Annotated in this window: 14 protein-coding genes; 4 read left to right on the forward strand and 10 right to left on the reverse strand. The window is 72.2% G+C overall.

Annotated elements, in window-relative coordinates; translation table 11 throughout:
- Positions 1–29: 29 nt before the first annotated feature.
- The 10 genes from RG19_RS14165 to RG19_RS14210 form a co-directional block, all read right to left on the reverse strand.
- A complete protein-coding gene (locus tag RG19_RS14165) occupies positions 30–503 on the reverse strand; it encodes a hypothetical protein (protein WP_058835836.1) in 474 nt (157 codons plus the stop codon).
- 114 nt (positions 504–617) lie between these two features.
- On the reverse strand, positions 618–1,364 hold the full coding sequence (fabG, locus tag RG19_RS14170) for a 3-oxoacyl-ACP reductase FabG (protein ID WP_058835837.1): 747 nt from the start codon (positions 1,362–1,364) through the stop codon (positions 618–620).
- A 59-nt stretch (positions 1,365–1,423) separates the two neighbouring features.
- A complete protein-coding gene (locus RG19_RS14175; RefSeq protein WP_058835838.1) occupies positions 1,424–1,855 on the reverse strand; it encodes a hotdog family protein in 432 nt (143 codons plus the stop codon).
- Positions 1,852–4,209: an MMPL family transporter gene (locus RG19_RS14180; protein WP_058835839.1), complete on the reverse strand. Its 2,358-nt coding sequence runs from the start codon at positions 4,207–4,209 to the stop codon at positions 1,852–1,854. The genes RG19_RS14175 and RG19_RS14180 overlap by 4 nt, the downstream gene beginning before the upstream one ends.
- Positions 4,206–4,844, reverse strand: a complete 639-nt coding sequence (locus RG19_RS14185; protein ID WP_058835840.1) for a LolA-related protein — start codon at positions 4,842–4,844, stop codon at positions 4,206–4,208. Before RG19_RS14185 ends, RG19_RS14180 begins: the two co-directional genes overlap by 4 nt.
- Entirely contained in the window at positions 4,783–5,799 is a 1,017-nt protein-coding gene (locus RG19_RS14190) for a lysophospholipid acyltransferase family protein (RefSeq protein ID WP_058835841.1), read from the reverse strand. The genes RG19_RS14185 and RG19_RS14190 overlap by 62 nt, the downstream gene beginning before the upstream one ends.
- Positions 5,796–6,089, reverse strand: coding sequence for an ApeI family dehydratase (locus tag RG19_RS14195; protein WP_058835842.1), 294 nt, complete (start codon positions 6,087–6,089; stop codon positions 5,796–5,798). Before RG19_RS14195 ends, RG19_RS14190 begins: the two co-directional genes overlap by 4 nt.
- A 119-nt stretch (positions 6,090–6,208) precedes the next feature.
- Entirely contained in the window at positions 6,209–6,967 is a 759-nt protein-coding gene (locus RG19_RS14200; protein ID WP_238376652.1) for a lysophospholipid acyltransferase family protein, read from the reverse strand.
- 62 nt (positions 6,968–7,029) lie between these two features.
- A complete protein-coding gene (locus tag RG19_RS14205; RefSeq protein WP_058835843.1) occupies positions 7,030–7,713 on the reverse strand; it encodes a COG4648 family protein in 684 nt (227 codons plus the stop codon).
- Positions 7,714–7,837: 124 nt separating this feature from the next.
- Positions 7,838–8,107: a phosphopantetheine-binding protein gene (locus RG19_RS14210; protein ID WP_058835844.1), complete on the reverse strand. Its 270-nt coding sequence runs from the start codon at positions 8,105–8,107 to the stop codon at positions 7,838–7,840.
- 108 nt (positions 8,108–8,215) lie between these two features.
- Here RG19_RS14210 and RG19_RS14215 point away from each other — a divergent pair, with 108 nt between their 5' ends.
- The 4 genes from RG19_RS14215 to RG19_RS14230 all read left to right on the forward strand — a co-directional run bounded on the left by RG19_RS14215 (position 8,216) and on the right by RG19_RS14230 (position 12,341).
- On the forward strand, positions 8,216–9,589 hold the full coding sequence (locus tag RG19_RS14215; RefSeq protein WP_082672842.1) for an NAD(P)/FAD-dependent oxidoreductase: 1,374 nt from the start codon (positions 8,216–8,218) through the stop codon (positions 9,587–9,589).
- A gap of 8 nt (positions 9,590–9,597) precedes the next feature.
- A complete protein-coding gene (locus RG19_RS14220) occupies positions 9,598–10,572 on the forward strand; it encodes a chorismate transformation FkbO/Hyg5 family protein (protein WP_238376653.1) in 975 nt (324 codons plus the stop codon).
- Between the two features lie 304 nt (positions 10,573–10,876).
- On the forward strand, positions 10,877–11,866 hold the full coding sequence (gene hemB / locus RG19_RS14225; RefSeq protein ID WP_058835846.1) for a porphobilinogen synthase: 990 nt from the start codon (positions 10,877–10,879) through the stop codon (positions 11,864–11,866).
- A gap of 1 nt (position 11,867) precedes the next feature.
- Positions 11,868–12,341 (forward strand): GNAT family N-acetyltransferase, encoded by a 474-nt coding sequence (locus tag RG19_RS14230; RefSeq protein WP_058835847.1) that lies wholly within the window; start codon positions 11,868–11,870, stop codon positions 12,339–12,341.
- Positions 12,342–12,377: the final 36 nt, after the last annotated feature.

Raw genomic sequence — 12,377 nt, forward strand, 5'->3', positions numbered from 1 at the left:
GTTTCGGACGTACGCTCAGCCGACGCGCATCAGTGCGTCGGCGTGGGCGGCGGCGGGGCCGTCTCCGGCGGCGGATTGGCGACCCAGATCGCCACGCCGCTGCCGTACTGCTGGGTCGGACTGATGTTCACGCCCACACCCGCGCTGCTGAAGCCGCTGCCGCCCCAGCGACCACCGCCGGCGCCGACGCTCACGTTGCCGCCGCTGCCGCCGCCGTCGGCGACGCCCTGCAGCAGCACACCGTTGGCGCCCAGGCGGGCGGCCTCCTCGCGCAGCTTGCGCAGCACCGAATCGGTCTTGTTCTGCGCGCCGTACGTGAACGCGCCGGAGGCGGTGCGCAGCACCGCGATTTCCTCGTAACCGCCCGGCGGCGGGCCGTGGTAGACGCGCACCTGCGCCGGGTCGATCGGCGGACGCGGAGTACCGGTAAGGATGTGGGACGAGGCGCAGGCCGACAGCAACAGCACCGCGGCCAGGGGCAGGACGGTTCGCAAGGCGCGCATAGCGGCGTTCCCGTGGTGAGGTTCGCGCATCATGCCGCGAGGCGGCTGAATTGTGCGTGCAGGTCTTTCGCGGCCACATTCAGCCTGGCGGGCGCGGGACGGCGCCGCCCGCGCTCACCCCATGCCGCCATTGACCCCGATCACCTGGCCGTTGACGTAACCGGCCTCGTCGCGGCACAGGAACGCCACCACCGCGGCCACCTCGTCCGGCGCGCCGACGCGCGCGGCGGGCACCATCTGGCGAACCGCCTCGGCCGGAAACGCGTCTCCGGTCATCGCACCGGCGATGACGCCCGGCGCGACCACGTTCGCGGTGATGCCGCGGCTGGCCATCTCCCGCGCCAGCGAGCGGGTCGCCCCGTGCAGCGCCGCCTTGGCAGCGGCGTAGTTGGTCTGGCCGCGATTGCCCAGCACCGCGGCCACGCTGGACACGCTGACCACCCGGCCCCAGCGCGTGCGTGCCATCGGCAGCAGCAACGGCTGGGTGACGTGGAAGAAGCCGTTGAGCGACACGTCGATCACCCGCGTCCATTGCCGCTCGTCCATGCCGGCCATCGGGGCGTCGTCGTGGATGCCGGCATTGTTGACCACGACCTGGATCGGTCCCTGCGCCAGCAGAGACTCGACCGCGGCGCGCGCCGCAGCGCCGTCGGCGACGTCGAACGTCACCGCCTCCGCGTGACCGCCGGCCGCGACGATCGCGGCGACCACCTCGTCGGCGCGGTCGCGGTTGCGGTTGGCGTGCACGATCACGTGCAACCCGTCGGCGGCGAGGCGGCGGCAGATCGCGCCGCCGATGTCGCCGCTGCCACCGGTGACCAGGGCACGGCGCGGCTTGGGTGTCGAAGTCGAAGTCGTCATCGGTGGATTATCCCCGCCTGGTACGTCCCGATGCCAACCGGAGGCGTCGCGCGGTGCGATCAGGCACCGAGCATCACCGCGGCCCGACCTTCGGCCAGCACGTGGTCGCGATGCAGGATGCGAAACGCGTACTGCTGGCTGTCGGCGCCTTCGGCCAGCGCTTCCGCCTCGCAGACCAGGGCGTCGGGCAAGCGGTCGATCCGCTCCACGTTCAGACGCACCGCACGCAGCGCGACCAGCAACCCGGGCCGCACCGGGGCACCCGCGGCGCGGCCGCGCAGGCCGCCATGCACCGCCATCGCCTGCGCGCCGTACTCGCACAGGTGCACCGCGCGCAGGCGACCATCGCTGCGCAGCGGATGTGCAGGATCGCGGTGGCCGTCGCCGTGCAGGCGGATCGTGCGCGCGTCCCAGGCCAGCACCCGGTCCCAGAGGCACATCGCACCCTGGTGCGGGATCAGCGTCAGCAACGTGTTGCGGTCGATCGTCATGCGGAGCCTCCTTCCGCCGCCGGTGCGTCCGCGGCGGAAGCACCGCCATGACCGGCCAGCAACACCGCGAACACGAAATTGCCGACCACGCCCAGCGTCACCGTCAGCCCGATCGCGCGCAGCACCGGAATCGACGACAGCGCCAGCAGCCCGAAGACCAGTGCGGTCATCGACGAACAGACCAGGATCGCGTGCAGCGTCCGCAGGTGTTCGGCACGGTCGTGGCGCGCACGCTCGAAGAACAGCGCGTAGTCGAGGCCGAGACCAGCCGCGAGGATCAACGAGACCAGGTGGAACAGGGTCAGCTCGACCCCGCAGGCGCGCAGCACGGCCACACTGAGCACCAGCGTCAGGCCCATCGGCAGCAGCACCCGGCCCACCCGCGCCGGCCGACGCAGCGCGAACCACACGGTGGCCGCCAGCAGCAACGCGGCCAGCGCCAGCGCGCCGAGCACCCCGCCGCGCCAGGCGCCGACCAGGGATTCCGAGGTGTCCTTCAGGTCGACGAGCTGCGCCCCGGCCGCGGCGAGTGCGGCGGCCACCCGGTCAGGATCGGTCAGACCGCCCAGCGAGACCAGCGCGACGCTGCCGTCCGCACCGGGCAGCAGCAGGCCGGACACACTGGCCTCGAGCGGCGTGCCGGCCAGATCGCCTGCGGTGAGGACCGGCGCGGTGCGCGCGGTTTCGACATCGTCGAGAAACGGTGCGAACGCATCCGCCCGGAACGGGGTGCCGGCGACCGCCGTATCGAGCGCGGCACGCAGCGCGTCGGGGGCGGGCAGGCGCGCCTGGCGGGCACGCTGGGTCGCCGCGTCCGGCAGGTAGCGTGCCGCCAGTTCGAAGCTCCCCAGCGCGCCGTCGGCCACGAGCCCGTCGAGCACGGGCACCAGCGCGGCGGACGCGGCGAGCGCGGCCTCGTCGTCAGCCGCGCGCAGGGTCGCCATGTAGCGCACGTCCGGTGCACCCAGCGCCTCGCGCAGGCGGGTATCGTCGCGCATGCCCTGCTCCGGCACCGGAGTCAGCCGCGACAGGTCGTTCTCCCAGAACGGCGCCGGCGCCCAGGCCGCCACGGCGAGCGCCAGCACGGCCAGACCGCCGAGCAGCCACGGCCGCGGGCGCGGCAGATGGTCGAAGACGCCGGCGCAGGCCACCACCCAGCGCGCCCGGCCGACATCGCCGCTGCGCGCGGGCAGCAGCGGCGGCAGCAGGAAGCGGGTCGCCAGCGCCGCGGCGAGCAGGCCGGCGATAGTGAACACCGCCAGTTGGCGCAGGCCGTCGACACCGGTCACCAGGAAGGTGAGGTAGGCGATGCAGGTCGACACCACCCCGGTCAGCAGGGTGGGCCACAGCGTGCGTGCGACATCCCCGGGGCGCTGCCGCCCGTGCAGGTGGCTGAAGAGATGGACCGGATAGTCCTGCGCCACGCCAACCAGGGTGAAGCCGAATGCGAGGGTGATGCCGTGGATGCTGTCGGCCGTCGCCGCGACGGCCGCGAAGCCCACCAGCGCGGCGCTGGCCAACGGCAGCACGCCGAGCAGCAACAGGCGAGCGCTGCGATAGGCCAGCACGAACAGCAGCACCAGGCCCAGCGTGCCGAACGCGCCGATGCGCGTCGCCTCGCGCGCCGTGCGCGCGCCGATCTCTACCGAGAACGCGCCGGGACCGGTCAACGTCAGCCGGCTGCCGCTGTCGGCCGACACCTCGGCGAACGCGGCCTCGATCGCGGCGATGACGCCGGCCTGGGCGCCGGGGTCGAACCCGGCGGCGTGCGTGCGCAGCACCAGCAGCGCCTCCTCGCCGGCGGCATCGAACCAGACGTCGTCGATCCGCTCGGGTGCGCCGGCGGGCTCCCAGCGTTCGGCCAGATGCAGGAACTCCAGGGTCGGATCGGAGGGCAGCAGCGGCTCCACCAGGTCGGCGGCCGGCGAGCCGAGATCCTGCAGCCGCTCGTCCAGCGCATCGCGCAGGGTCTCGGCGTCGAGCGGCTGCGCGTCGTAACGATCCGTGAGCAGATACCGGTAAGGCAGCAGTGCGGCGGGAATGGCATCGAGGCTCTGTGCATCGCCGTTGGCGACGAACTCGATCGACGGCGTCTCCGCCAGCCGTCGCCGTAGCGCGTCCGACTGCGCGGCCAAGGTCCACGTATCGGCACCGCGAATGCCCGCCAGCAGCAGGCGGCTGCCCGGACCGTCGCCGAGTTCGTCGATCAGCAGCCGCTCCTCGGGCGTCTGCGGCGCGGGCAGGAACGCGCGCAGATCGCCCGAGATCTCGACGCGCTGCGCCGCCCAGAACCCGAGCAGGCCGAGCAACAGCGCCCAGGCCAGCGCCAATGCCCACTGCGTCGAGGATCTCATCGCGAGGACCGGGCTCCGGCGCAGCGCGCCGCCAGGCCGGCGGCGTCGAGGTCGGGAGCGGCGTCGGCGGCGGCCGCACCGAGCAGCGTGCGTTGCGCCTCGCCGCGCGCCGGTCGGCTTTCGATGCAGCGCAGTGCGTCGCCGTCACCATGCAGCACGATGGCCTCGAGGCGTCGCGCGACCGCCGCATCGGACGGTACCAGGGTCAGGGTCCAGGCCTGCCGGTCGCCTTCGGTACTCAACGTGTACTGACGTTCGAGCGCAGCACGGTCGCCGGCCAGCAGCGCACCGAAGCTCGCCTGCAACGCGGCGAGTTCGGGGACACGCGACAGCCGGACCCGACGTGGGGAGCGTCCTTCGCGCGCGATCACCGCCTCGCCGTCGCGGATGGTCGTGGTCTCCCGGTACGGCGCCCGCACCTCGCGCACCAGCGTCTGCGCGTCGGGCCGCGCGTACTCGCCGCTGATGCGCAGCGGCACATCCAGCGTGCGCGACTCGCGCAACTCCAGGAACGCGGTGGCGACAGGCGGGGGCTGGGTCAACGTGGCCAGCACCCAGGCACTGTCGGCCGGCTCAGTCGCGGTCTGCGGCTGTGCCCAGGCCGACAGCGGAAGCAGTGCGCACAGCATCGCCATCCGCAACTGGAGACGGCGCGCGGCGTGCGGAATCGGTGTGGACGACACGGTCATCGCCAGGCTCCCAGAAGTCGTAGAAGTTGAACCAGTTGTACGGTGCGCTGCGGGCCCGATCCTCGAGCCTCGCCGCATAACGTCCGATGAGCGCCGGCAAGGCCTGCGCGCGCGCGCGGCGCGGCAGGTCCAGCCCGTCGCTGAACCATTCGAACGACAGGTCGTAGCGGTTGCCGCCGCGGTACAGCCCGAACGCCAGCACGATCGGCGCCTTGAGCACGCTGGCGATCAGCCAGGGCGCGGCCGGGAAGCGCGCCGGTGCGCCGAGGAACGGCACGCTGTGCGACGGTTCCCCGGGCTGGGTGCGATCGACCAGCAGCGCGACGATCGCGCCTTCGGCGATGGCCTCCTGGATCGCGAACATGATCGAGGGACCGTCCTGCCCGGCGTCGATCACCGTGGCGGCGACCTCGGGGTTGAGCGCATCGAGCACCGCGGTGAGCGCAGCGCTGTGCTGGCGGTCCAGGACCACCCGCAACGGCACGTCCGGCCGACGCCGCGACAGCACCCGCAACACTTCGAAACTTCCCAGGTGGGAGCCGAACAGCAGCACGCCCTGCCCGCTGTCGACCTGACGGTCCAGCCGCTCGATCCCGTCGACCCGGACGTCGAAGCGGCCGAGTTCGGTATCGCCCAGCAGGAAGATGCGATCGAGAATGGTCTGGGAGAAGGTGAGCAGATGCCGGAAACGCTCGCGCCAGCGCGGCGGCCGGCCCAGCACGCGGGTCAGGTAGGCGCGCGAATCGCGTCGCTCGTCGCCGCGCCGGAACAGGTAGTACAGCGTGGCCGGATACAGCAGCGCGCGCGCCAGGCCCCTGCCGCCATGGCGGCCGAGCGCGCAGATCGCCAGCACCGCCCAGCGCGCGCCGGCCTCGCGCCGGCCTTTCCACTGCGCGCTCATGCATCGGCTCCGCGGTCGCGGACGAACTCGCCGCTGGCGAGCAGCGTGTCCTCGCGGCTCACCCGGAACCGGTAGCGCGCGTCGTCGAGCCGCTCCAGCGTGATCGTCGCGGTCTGGCCGGGCAGCAAGGGCTGCAGGAACTTGACCTGCGGCAGGCGCCACGGCCCGGGGCCGAGCTCGGCTTCGAGCAGCGCGCTCACCCGGTCGAGCAGGACCACGCCGGGCACGACCGGACGGCCCGGGAAGTGCCCCGGCAGGCTCGGATGATCGTGCGGAATGACGAACTGCATGGCGACGGTGCGCGGGCCCGGGTGGCGGAGCGGGGGCAGAGCATACCCAATCCGCGGCGATGCCCCCGCGGCGGCGGCGCCATGGGACGACCCGGACGGAGCGGTCGCCCCGGGGACGTTCAGCTGCGCTCGCGCAGCAGGGCCAGCACCTGTTCGCGGGCTTCGCGCGCCAACGATTGGCGATCGCGGCCGGCCACCGCGATCGGCGTGCCGAACCGGACCCGGATCCGACCCGGTCGAACGCCGAACAGGCCGTCCGCCGGCAGCACCGCGCCGGTGCCTTCCAGGGCGACCGGCAGCACGTCGGCGCCGGCGGCCAGCGCGGTCTGGAAAGCACCCGGCTTGAACTCGGCGACCGTGGCGCCATCGCCGCGGGTGCCTTCGGGGAAGATGCACAGCACCGCACCGGCGCGCACCAGATCCGCCGACCGCTGCAGGCTGGCGGCGGCGGCGCGCCGACCATCGCGCGGAATGAACACCATCCCGGTCGCCCGCGCATAGCCGTTCACGAACGGCACGCGCTGCATTTCCTGCTTGAGCAGGAAGCGCAGCGGCACCGGGACCGCGCGGAACAGCGCACAGATGTCGATCGCCGACTGGTGATTGGCGACCAGCACGTAGGGCCGCGACCAGTCGATCCCGGGATTCGGCTCGATCTCCAGCCGCGCGCCCGCGCCCCACAGGAGACCGGGAGCCCAGCATGACGAGGCCATCCGCAACGGAAGACGCCGCTGCCCCAGGCCGAGCGCCCACACGGCCAGGGCCAGCGCGATCCAACCCGCGGTCCAGAGCAGGGTGAACACCAACTGCAATGCATTGAGCACGGCCCATGCCAGGCGTGCGGGATCGGTCCGGAGGGCGGCGATTCTGTGATTCACGGCGTGAAGGATACCCGGCGGCTCACACTTTGGGCCCGCGCTGCGCCGCGCGCACGGCCCGCTCAGCGCAGCAGGTCGCGCCAGAACGCCGGTCCCAGCCCACCCATCCGGCGCATGAACTGCGCGAAGCTGGCGTAGCGGTTCGGGAAGCGTCGCTTGCGGTACACGTACTCGACCACGAACGTACCGCCGACGATGCCGTAGTTGGCGATGTTGGCGAACCAGGACCACTGGGTCCGGCTGATCGACACCGGCGGCGCGATGCCGAGCGTCGCCAGCAGCCCGTCGGGCACGGCGATCAGCGCCAGTACCATGTTGATCGCCGCCAGCATCGCCAGCAGCCACGCCCACAGGGCGGTCAGGCCGCGCGTGTAACGCACCAGGTCCGGCGCCAGCGGCTCGCCGGGCTGGCCTTCCAGAGCCTCCACGATGCGGCTGATCAGCGGCACCTGTCCTGGGCGCAGCGTGCGCCCGAACACCCAGGCGATGAAGGCGATGAAGGCCACCGGCACCAGCAACAGCGGCACCCCGGCGTGACCGGCGACGTACAGCCAGCCCGCCCCGGCCAGCAGCGGCACCAATGCCAGCCACGCCCACGGACGCCGCGCCGCCAGCGGCGCGGCCAGCAACAGCGCCACCAGGGCCATCAGGGCGGCCAGCGACAGGGCATCGCTGCCCCACGCTGCGGCCAGGTGCGCCAGCACCGTGTAGCCGAGCGCCAGGACGATTTCGAGGATCAGCACCATGGTGGCGGCAGGACTCCGGTCACGCGGTCGATCGCCTGCGCACGGTTCGGACGGCACGGACGAAGGGCGGGCGGCGGCGGCCGGGGCAGGCAAGGGCGCGCCCGGAGGCGGGCACCCGCCGCGTTCAGTTGGCGCGGTGCGCCTCGACGTGGGCCGACAGCGCACGCAGCGAGGCGAAGATGCGACGGTTCTCGTCGCTGTCGGAACGCAGCTGGAAGCCGTACCGCTTGCTGATCGCCAGCGCCAGCTCGAGGGCATCGATCGAATCCAGGCCCAGCCCCTCGCCGAAAAGCGGCGCCTCCGGGTCGATATCGGCCGCCGCGACGTCCTCCAGGCCGAGGGCTTCGATCAGGAGTTCGGCGAGTTCGCGTTCGACGGGTGTCTGCTGGGTCATTCGGATTCCAAGAAATGAACGGGCGCGTGCACTGGCGCGCGTGGCTGTGATCGGCGTCGCGCTATGATGCGCGCCCGAATGATGGCACGGGCCGGCAGCCGCGGCGAGATGACCACCCCCGACGCGTACGACACCGTTCCGGCAACGCCCCGCGACGCCGACGTGCAGGACACCGACGTGCTGGTGATCGGCGGCGGCCCGGCCGGCACCACCGCCGCGGCGCTGCTGGCGCGACGCGGCTGGCGGGTGACGCTGCTGGAAAAGGACACCCACCCGCGCTTCCACATCGGCGAATCGCTGTTGCCGATGAACATGCCGATCCTCGAGCGGCTGGGCGTCCTGGAGCAGGTGCGCGCCATCGGCGTGCTCAAGCGCGGCGCCGATTTCCCGATCGACGGCGACCCGGAACGCACCCACGTGTTCCGTTTCTCGCGCGCACTCGATCCGAAATGCGACTACGCCTTCCAGGTCAATCGCGACGCGTTCGACCGGATCCTCTTCGCGAACGCCCGCGCAGCCGGGGCCGATGCGCACGAAGGCGTGCGCGCCGAACGCATCGAATGCGATGCGCAGGGACGCCCGCACACCGTGCACGCCCGCGACGGCGACGGCCGTGCGCGCAGCTGGCGCACGCGCTACGTGGTCGACGCCAGCGGTCGCGACACCCTGCTCGGCCAACGGCTCAAGCTCAAGCGCAGGAATCCGCGACACCAGTCCGCGGCGTTGTTCAGCCATTTTCGTGGCGTCGCGCACCGGAGCGGCGAGGACCGGGGCAACATCACCATCGATCGCTTCGAGCACGGCTGGTACTGGTTGATCCCGCTCCCCGACGGCATCACCAGCGTCGGCGCGGTGTGTTCGCCGGATTACCTGAAACAGCGCCGGGGCGACAATGCCGGCTTCCTGGACCGCACGCTGGACGCGCGCGCCTCGGTCCGCGCCCGCATGGCCGGTGCGGAACGGGTGGCGCCGGTGCACGCGACCGGCAACTACGCGTACCGCTGCACGAGGATGGCCGGCCCGGGCTGGATCATGGCCGGCGACGCCTACGCCTTCATCGATCCGATCTTCTCGTCCGGCGTGTTCATCGCCATGGACAGCGCCGAGCGCGCAGCCGACGTGGTGGACGGCGCATTGCGCGCACCGCGCCGCGAGGCCGCGCTGCAGCGCGCGATGGCGCGCCGCCTCGACCGCGGGCTGCGGCATTTCACCTGGTTCATCCATCGCTTCACCACGCCGGTGATGCAACGCCTGTTCCGCGAACCGCGCAATGCGCTGCGCATCGAGCAGGCGGTGATCTCGATGCTGGCCGGCGACGTGTTCGACCACCGTGCCGTGCGCCTGCGGCTGCATCTGTTCCGGCTGATCTATCTCGTGACCGCGTTGACGATGGCGCCGCAGGCGCTGGCCGGCTGGAAGCGTCGGCGACGCGATGCCGCAGCCGCGTTCAGCGGCGACACCCTGCAGGAGGGAAATCCATGAGCCGATGCATGCAGACGTCCGCGGACGTCGTCTGCCTCGACATCGATTACGTCGATGCCGCACACGCCCTCGACGACCGCACCCTCGCCGCGTTCGTCTTCGGTCCCGACGCACCCGCAGCGGACGACGTCCGTGTGCTGCGCGTGCCGTTGACCCCGCACGGCGCGGCGCCTGCCGAGATCTGGCGGGTGCCCGGACCGGTGCAGCGCGGCCGCGACGGCGCGATCCGCTGGGCCACCGATGGCCGGCTGCGCTTCGGCACGATCGAAGTGACCGAGGGCCACGAAGGCGTCCGGGGCGCCGCACGCGAGGCCTACACCGCGTTGCTCGCGCACCTGGCGGATGCCGATGCGCCGCATCTGCTCCGGATCTGGAACTATCTCGACGCGATCACCCTCGGCGACGGCGACGACGAGCGCTACCGGCAGTTCTGCGTCGGTCGCGCCGAAGGACTGGGCACCGTTGATCTGGCCCGCCTGCCCGCCGCCACCGCGATCGGCCGGTGCGACGGCACCCGCGTCCTGCAGGTGTACTGGCTGGCCGCCGCGACGCCCGGAATTCCGGTGGAGAACCCGCGCCAGATCAGCGCCTACCGTTACCCGCGCCAGTACGGCCCGCAGGCGCCGAGCTTCGCGCGCGCGATGCTGGCGGCACCCGATCACGCGCTGCCCCTGCTGCTGTCGGGCACCGCCGCCATCGTCGGCCACACCTCGCAGCACGACGGGTCGCTGTCGGCCCAGCTCGACGAGACCTTCGCGAATTTCGACGCGCTGCTCGACGCCGCGCGCACCCACCGCCCCGGCCTGCCGGCCCGCTTCGGCCCGGGGTCGCGGCTCAAGGTCTATGTGCGCGACGCCGCCGACCTGCCCCGGGTGGCCGAGGCCCTGCAGACCCGCTTCGGCGATCGGGTGCCCTACCTCGTACTGCATGCCGCCATCTGCCGCCGCGAACTCGCGGTGGAAATCGACGGCGCACACGCCTAGACGGCCGCGTTCCACCGTCCCTCCCCCGCGTGCGGGATGAAGAGACGTGTTCGCGGCCCAAAGGCTTGCGCGCCGACGAACGGCCTCGCGTTACGCGGGGAGCGGGTACGCAGCGGGGTCGGCGTCGGGGCCCTGGCGGGCTGCAACGCTCGAAAAACGCCCTCGTCCGCCCTCCGGGCACCTTCTCCCGCATGCGGGAGAAGGACGCTGCGCTTTGGTCTGGTGTGGAAGGGCGCTGTCCCCTCCTGCCTTGCGGGGCGAGGCGGATCCAGGCATGCCCGACGGCCACCGGTAGAATGCCCCCATGAACCGACTGCCTCACCGTCCGCGCCGGATGCGGCGCGACGCCTTCTCGCGACGCCTGATGCGCGAGCACACGCTCACCTGCGACGACCTGATCTGGCCGCTGTTCGTCCACGAACCGGCAGGCCGCGCCGCGGTGCCGTCGATGCCGGGCGTGGCGCGGGTGGGCATCGACGAACTGCTGCGCGACGCCGAGACCGCCTGCCACCTGGGCATCCCGGCGCTGGCACTGTTCCCGGTCACCGCGCCGAACGCGAAGTCGCTCGATGCCGCGGCCGCCTGGGACAGCGACGGCCTCGTCCAGCGCGCGGTCCGCGCGCTCAAGGCCCGGTTCCCCGAGCTCGGCGTGATCACCGATGTCGCCCTCGATCCCTACACCGCGCACGGTCAGGACGGCCTGCTCGACGGCAGCGGTTACGTCCTCAACGACGAGACCGTCGAGGCCCTGGTTCGCCAGGCGCTGTCGCACGCCGAAGCCGGCGCCGACATCGTCGCGCCCAGCGACATGATGGACGGCCGCATCGGCGCGATCCGCGACGCGCTGGAAGATAGCGGCCACATCCACACCCGCATCCTCGCCTATGCGGCCAAGTACGCCTCGGCGTTCTACGGCCCCTTCCGCGACGCGGTCGGCTCGGCCGGCGCGCTCGGCAAGGCCGACAAGACCACCTACCAGATGGACCCCGCCAACGGCGACGAGGCCCTGCGCGAAGTGCAGCTCGACCTCGACGAGGGCGCCGACATGGTGATGGTCAAACCCGGCATGCCCTACCTCGACGTGGTGCGCCGGGTGAAGGACGCCTTCGGCGTGCCGACCTTCGCCTACCAGGTCAGTGGCGAATACGCGATGCTGCAGGCCGCCATCGCCAACGGCTGGCTCGACGAGCGCCGCTGCGTGCTCGAGGCGCTGATCGCGTTCAAGCGCGCGGGCGCCGACGGCGTGCTGACCTACTTCGCGCCGCAGGCCGCGCGCTGGCTGCGCGAGGGCTGAGATGACCGGCGGGGCGACCCTCGTCGTGTTGCGCCCCGCGCGTGTCGAAGACGCCGCAGCCATCGCCGGGCTGTTCGAGCAGCTGGGCTATCCGCAGGCCGCCGCGACCGTCGCCGAGCGGCTGCGTCGCCTGCTCGACCATCCCCATCATGCGATCCGGGTCGCGTCACTGGACGACGCCCCGGCGCCGGTCGGGCTGGTCGCGCTGGAACGACGCCTGATCCTGGAATCGGGCGATCGCACCGAACTCATCGCCCTGGTCGTGGATCGGGCCGTCCGCCGGCGCGGCGTGGCGCGTCAGCTGGTCGACGAGGCGATCCGGATCGCCGGCGCCTGGGGCAGCGACGCCCTGTTCCTGCGCTCCAACATCGCCCGCACCGAGGCGCATGCGTTCTACCCCGCGCTCGGCTTCGCCCACGCCAAGACGCAGCACGTCTACACCCGTGCGCTGGCAACGCCACGCAACGCGTCATGAGCGCCGCCCGGGCACGTCGCCGACGGCCACAGGAGT

The organism is Luteimonas abyssi (genome assembly GCF_001482195.1).
In the GTDB taxonomy this organism is placed as follows: Bacteria; Pseudomonadota; Gammaproteobacteria; order Xanthomonadales; family Xanthomonadaceae; genus Luteimonas; species Luteimonas abyssi.

Coding starts and splice junctions, on each gene's coding strand:
- RG19_RS14185 (WP_058835840.1), bottom strand. CDS start 4,844: ATGGCGATGCTGTGCGCACTGCTTCCGCTGTCGGCCTGGGCACAGCCG.
- fabG (WP_058835837.1), bottom strand. CDS start 1,364: ATGACGACTTCGACTTCGACACCCAAGCCGCGCCGTGCCCTGGTCACC.
- RG19_RS14195 (WP_058835842.1), bottom strand. CDS start 6,089: ATGCAGTTCGTCATTCCGCACGATCATCCGAGCCTGCCGGGGCACTTC.
- RG19_RS14205 (WP_058835843.1), bottom strand. CDS start 7,713: ATGGTGCTGATCCTCGAAATCGTCCTGGCGCTCGGCTACACGGTGCTG.
- RG19_RS14175 (WP_058835838.1), bottom strand. CDS start 1,855: ATGACGATCGACCGCAACACGTTGCTGACGCTGATCCCGCACCAGGGT.
- RG19_RS14215 (WP_082672842.1), top strand. CDS start 8,216: ATGACCACCCCCGACGCGTACGACACCGTTCCGGCAACGCCCCGCGAC.
- hemB (WP_058835846.1), top strand. CDS start 10,877: ATGAACCGACTGCCTCACCGTCCGCGCCGGATGCGGCGCGACGCCTTC.
- RG19_RS14230 (WP_058835847.1), top strand. CDS start 11,868: ATGACCGGCGGGGCGACCCTCGTCGTGTTGCGCCCCGCGCGTGTCGAA.
- RG19_RS14165 (WP_058835836.1), bottom strand. CDS start 503: ATGCGCGCCTTGCGAACCGTCCTGCCCCTGGCCGCGGTGCTGTTGCTG.
- RG19_RS14220 (WP_238376653.1), top strand. CDS start 9,598: ATGCAGACGTCCGCGGACGTCGTCTGCCTCGACATCGATTACGTCGAT.
- RG19_RS14190 (WP_058835841.1), bottom strand. CDS start 5,799: ATGAGCGCGCAGTGGAAAGGCCGGCGCGAGGCCGGCGCGCGCTGGGCG.
- RG19_RS14180 (WP_058835839.1), bottom strand. CDS start 4,209: ATGAGATCCTCGACGCAGTGGGCATTGGCGCTGGCCTGGGCGCTGTTG.
- RG19_RS14210 (WP_058835844.1), bottom strand. CDS start 8,107: ATGACCCAGCAGACACCCGTCGAACGCGAACTCGCCGAACTCCTGATC.